General features: G+C 31.2%; 6 protein-coding genes. All 6 read right to left on the reverse strand.

The features are described from left to right. Positions 1–262: 262 nt before the first annotated feature. The gene (locus tag VDP25_RS17240) at positions 263–1,000 is read right to left on the reverse strand and encodes a hypothetical protein (protein ID WP_334471821.1); all 738 of its coding nucleotides are present in this window, start codon (positions 998–1,000) and stop codon (positions 263–265) included. A gap of 106 nt (positions 1,001–1,106) precedes the next feature. Beyond that, positions 1,107–1,673 carry a hypothetical protein gene (locus VDP25_RS17245; RefSeq protein ID WP_334471823.1) on the reverse strand — a complete coding sequence of 189 codons (567 nt, stop codon included), beginning with the start codon at positions 1,671–1,673 and terminating at the stop codon, positions 1,107–1,109. Continuing rightward, positions 1,670–2,101: a hypothetical protein gene (locus VDP25_RS17250; protein WP_334471825.1), complete on the reverse strand. Its 432-nt coding sequence runs from the start codon at positions 2,099–2,101 to the stop codon at positions 1,670–1,672. The genes VDP25_RS17245 and VDP25_RS17250 overlap by 4 nt, the downstream gene beginning before the upstream one ends. Before the next feature lie 207 nt (positions 2,102–2,308). Continuing rightward, positions 2,309–3,028 carry a hypothetical protein gene (locus VDP25_RS17255; RefSeq protein ID WP_334471827.1) on the reverse strand — a complete coding sequence of 240 codons (720 nt, stop codon included), beginning with the start codon at positions 3,026–3,028 and terminating at the stop codon, positions 2,309–2,311. A 159-nt stretch (positions 3,029–3,187) separates the two neighbouring features. Beyond that, positions 3,188–3,772, reverse strand: a complete 585-nt coding sequence (locus VDP25_RS17260) for a hypothetical protein (protein ID WP_334471828.1) — start codon at positions 3,770–3,772, stop codon at positions 3,188–3,190. Positions 3,773–3,918: 146 nt separating this feature from the next. After that, the gene (locus VDP25_RS17265; RefSeq protein ID WP_334471829.1) at positions 3,919–4,527 is read right to left on the reverse strand and encodes a hypothetical protein; all 609 of its coding nucleotides are present in this window, start codon (positions 4,525–4,527) and stop codon (positions 3,919–3,921) included. Between the last annotated feature and the right edge of the window lie 146 nt (positions 4,528–4,673).

Genomic DNA, 4,673 nt, shown 5'->3' on the forward strand with positions numbered 1-4,673 from the left:
TCGAAATTCGTGCGTAAAGTTCCGCAATAGTAAGAAATTCCAGTGTAATATTTTTTAACGTTCAGCTTTAAATTCCAACGTATTTTTCTGAAGCAAGTAAGCACAGAATTTCGTAAAAGCCTTGAAATTGTTGGCACGCGCAAAATGTTTGCCAACGGTTTTGTGTATGATTAGTGGCGTGTTTAAGCAACTAAGTTAGCAAATAAAAACCGAATAGAAAATCCGTAAGGATTTTCGTAAGTAGGCGAGAACTAGCCATTAATTATACACGGTGTTGTGGCACGTTTTTACTTTTCCACTTTTTCTTGTTTTCAATTATTTCGGCTGATAAAGAATTAATTTCGTCTTGCATTATACATTCCAAACAAGAATTAATTATTGTTTTCGTTCCGCTCAAATTCAGAATTTCATCCTGTTTTGGTTTTCCGTATTCTATTGCAATCATTGATGCCCAAACAGATACTCGATATTGAGATTCCATTAAATATCCTAAAAAACTTTGAATCCCTCTTTGAGCCAAAAGTTCTTTTCCTAATTCAACTATTTGTTTGTATTCATTTAGATTTCTTTTATCAACGTCAAAAGGATGAATTGATGCCAAATAGAGATTTTTACAAGCAAACAGAAAGTCAGTTCCTTTTTCGTTAGTTAGGAACTTAATTGGTTCAAGATTCATTCTATCCGCAATTCTATCCATTCGGTTTTTCTGCTCAACATTCAATTCCATTTCGCATTCAGTTATTATGTATGCAAGATGTTCATAAGCAATTCCGTATTCTCGATTTTCTAAATATTCCGCAATGATTTGTTTTCCATCTTTTATTCCGAGACTCTCAATATTTGATTGTTCAATTTTATTCGACCAAACAGAATTCAGAATCTCATTGCTCAATTCGGCAAGCTCTTTCTTTAATGATTTCTGAAATATTTTAATCAAATCTCGATGTTTTTCAAATGTGCCACAACGGTTTTGTGTATGGTTAGTTGCGTGTTTCAGCAACTAATTTAGTAAACAAAAACGAACACGAGAAAATTCCGAAGGAATTTTCCAAATAAGCACTAGCCAAAGCAATTAATTATACACGGTGTTGGCAGTAGTTTTTTTCCTACTTTTCTATTTTTGTTCTGTTCAGATTTTCGGGTAAAATTTCTTGAACCCAATAAAGTTCGTTAAATATTTCTAGAAATTCTATCGTATTCTTAAAATCTTGTCTGTCAACATAAATGTTTAGTTCTTTTAGGTTACTAACAAAAATAATTAAATGTTCTTCTTGGTCATTCTCGTCATAGTCCAAATAGTCAATTAAAAAACAAACATATTTTTCCGCTCCTAAATTCTCGTTTTTTGCAACCCATTTTTTTAAGTCCGATTTAGAGTTTTTAATTTTTTGGTAACCAACCATTTCTTGTTCCAAATACTTTTCGTTTTTATAAAATTCCGAAATCGTTTCAAGAGCTTTATATAATTCCAAGAATTTCTCATCATCGGTTGGGTTACCAATTGGTGGTAGACGGATTACTGAACCATCCTCGCTTGTAAAAAGGTGTTGACTATAAACAAATTCATAAATTTTCTTATAAAATCCAGAATATTTTAAAAGCCACCATTCTATTTTTGAAATAGAATAAATATCATTTTTTGATAGCTTTTGTAAGTCGTAAATGTAATTCATTGACTTTGCTTTTGCTTAAAGAATTTATCCTTTATAAGACTTCCAAAAATCAAAACTAAAAGTATTATTAATGCAATAAGTAGAATTTTCCAAAAAGCGACTATCAAGACAATAACAATTGTAAATAAATATGAAATCCAAGCTACAATTCCGCTAATGAATGGGATTGAAAATAACGCAACTGAAATTAAAGGTATTGACTCTTTGAGTTTCTCTGATATAGTCATTTTTTTTACTATTTTCTCAGAAAAAATAAGCAATAGACCAATGGGAAAAAAAGCAATAAACATATACTTAATGTAAGAATTCAAAAATTCTTCATTTTCAATAGTTTTTTGATATATAAATATTGCTAATAGAGAAACGCAAATCAAATAGCAAAGTATCAAAACAATTCCAATTATATTATCTTTCTCTAACCATTTCATTTTAAATTCAATTTTTGAATATTATCAGCGATTCTTTTTTAAATTGTTAAGGAATTTAATAAGTTCATTTATTTCTCGGGTGGTTTTTAAATTACTGCCAACGGTTTTGTGTATGATTAGTTGCGTGGTTGAGCAACTAATTTAGCAAACTTTTACGAACCTGAGAATATTCCGAAGGAATATTCCAGATGAGCAGAGACAAAGCAATTAATTATACACGGTGTTAGCCACTGGCTTTTTCCTTACTTTATTCACTTTTACATAAAACCAAGGTGAAGACTCAAATCCGTTTTTCTCATCGTTCATATATTCCACCATTTCAGTCCATTGGTCATTTTCGTTAATCAGTCCGAATTCGTTTATTTCAATTCCGAACTTTTCGATTAAGTCACTTGCTAAATTGTGACAATGAAAACTATGAAATTCACTACTATCTTCAATTCCGATTAAGTCGTAGCCTAAAGTCAGTTCGTCTTTGTTTTCTGTTATTCCTTTTTTTAAATTTATTGAAAGTCCGATTTCGCCAAAACTTGTCTTTTCAGGATTGAATAAATTTAGTAATTCGGTTCTTTCTGATTCGGGAAAGTTAATACTCAATATTTCACTTTCTGCTTTTGGAAAAAACGAACTTTTATATTCGGTTAAGGTTTCTAAATCGGCAAATGTGGAAATCCATCCGATTTTATTTTCCTCCATTTTTTTGTCTGTCCAATTCTGTATTTCTTTAATCAGCTTTTCATTGAGATTAAAATCCGTTTTAGTTTCTGCACTAACATTTTTTCCGTTTTCAGCCCACGAAATCGACCAAGCATCCAAAAAGGAATCGTTGATACAAGTGCTACAAGTATGCAATTTTTTTCCTTCGTAAGTTCCAAAATTGGAATCACGAAGTTTAATTAAATAATATGCTCCAATGTAGTATCTCAATGTTTTTTTCAGCTTGTGGCTAACGGTTATGTATAAGAATAGTGCGGTTTTGTGTGCGAGGATTTTCCGCAGGAAAATCAGATGTAACAAAATCGCACGAACTCTTGATTAAGCACTAAACTACGCATTATTTTTATACGATGTTGTAAACAGTTTTTTTTATCCGTCATAACCAAACCATTCATTCACACACTTAACTTTAGTTGTTTCAATTTCCTTAAATTTATTTTCGTTCAAGTCAATAATCCAAGTTTTCAATATTTTTTCAAAATACTCAACTTCCTCATTTTCGACCAAACTAAATATTATTTTATCATCAGAATTTTCAATTAAATCACATTGAGTTAAAGCGATATATTGGTCTTTGTTTTTGAAAGTCAAACTTACTTCATCTAAAATCGAATAATTTGGTTTTGGGGATGAATTTTTGATTATTTTTTCCAAAATCAGAACTTTTAAACTGTCTTTTTGAATGTAAACTAAAGCTTTATTTGAATTGCCTAAAACTTGTGCGCTTAGTTTCTCGAATCCATTATACTTTTTTAAATCCGTTATATTTCGGAAAGTAACATTTTCAGAGTCATTTTTTGAGTTTTGGTTTCTGTCAGAGTTCAATTCCGAATTTGATTTTTCTTTTTCAAGTTCAATTTTTGAATCAGATTTAATTTCCGATGTTTTCTTTCCTTCTTGACAACTAAAAGTCAAAATTAGAACTAAGATTATGATGGTTTTTGCGCTTTTCATAAATTGTTTACAACGGTTTTGGCTATGGTTTCGTTACGGAATGGTACGCGAGTATCATTCCGCCGTAACCATAAATTTAGCAAAAAGGCTCGAAATTCCGATTAGGAATTTCAGCCGTAATGAACTATAGCCGTTGTTGTAGCCAGTTATTTTAGATATTTTTTAATCATTTCTTTATTCGACAAGTCAACGAGTTCTGAACGATTCCAGTCCATCAAAACCAAATTCCATTTTTTTCCAATCCTGGAAAGTACGTCAACAACTTTGTCATTATTCAGCCCGAAAAGATTTGTAGTCCAAATATTCTTTACTTTATCATTCTCAAAATCAAAGTAAACTGCTGAATATTCTTTTCCAAATCCAATGGTATTTTCGCTTTTCACTCGATAATCACTTCCATATCCAGTAATTACTTCTGTGTGCTTTTCAGTTCCAAGTTCAGCCAATAGCTTTTCCAGTTCAGTTTTGTCTATTTCTCGACTTTTTAAACTGACTTTGTTTTCTTCTCTAACATAAATATCCGAATATCCATTTTCGGTAGAAAAGTCAGCGATATTATCCGCTTGTTTTAATAAGTCAGAAAGGTTTTCTTTCGGCACAATCTCAATTTGACAGAAATCGTCTTCGTGATAAAAAATTGTTCCTTTCGCTCTATATTCCGTTTTTGTCAATTCCGGATGCTCAGTTTTGGTATTCGACTTTGAGAAATATATCAAAGCAAATAATGCTATTATAATTCCTATTCCAATTGCCATTCGGGATTTCATTTTCTAATTGGCTACAACGGTTTTGTGTATGATTAGTGGCGTGTTTAAGCACCTAATTTAGCAAATAAAAACCGAATAGAAATCCGCGAGGATTTTCGTAAGTAGGCGAGAACTAGCCATTAATTATACACGTT

This window comes from Winogradskyella sp. ECml5-4 (assembly GCF_036903175.1).
In the GTDB taxonomy this organism is placed as follows: domain Bacteria; phylum Bacteroidota; class Bacteroidia; order Flavobacteriales; family Flavobacteriaceae; genus Winogradskyella; species Winogradskyella damuponensis.

Coding starts and splice junctions, on each gene's coding strand:
- VDP25_RS17250 (WP_334471825.1), bottom strand. CDS start 2,101: ATGAAATGGTTAGAGAAAGATAATATAATTGGAATTGTTTTGATACTT.
- VDP25_RS17265 (WP_334471829.1), bottom strand. CDS start 4,527: ATGGCAATTGGAATAGGAATTATAATAGCATTATTTGCTTTGATATAT.
- VDP25_RS17260 (WP_334471828.1), bottom strand. CDS start 3,772: ATGAAAAGCGCAAAAACCATCATAATCTTAGTTCTAATTTTGACTTTT.
- VDP25_RS17245 (WP_334471823.1), bottom strand. CDS start 1,673: ATGAATTACATTTACGACTTACAAAAGCTATCAAAAAATGATATTTAT.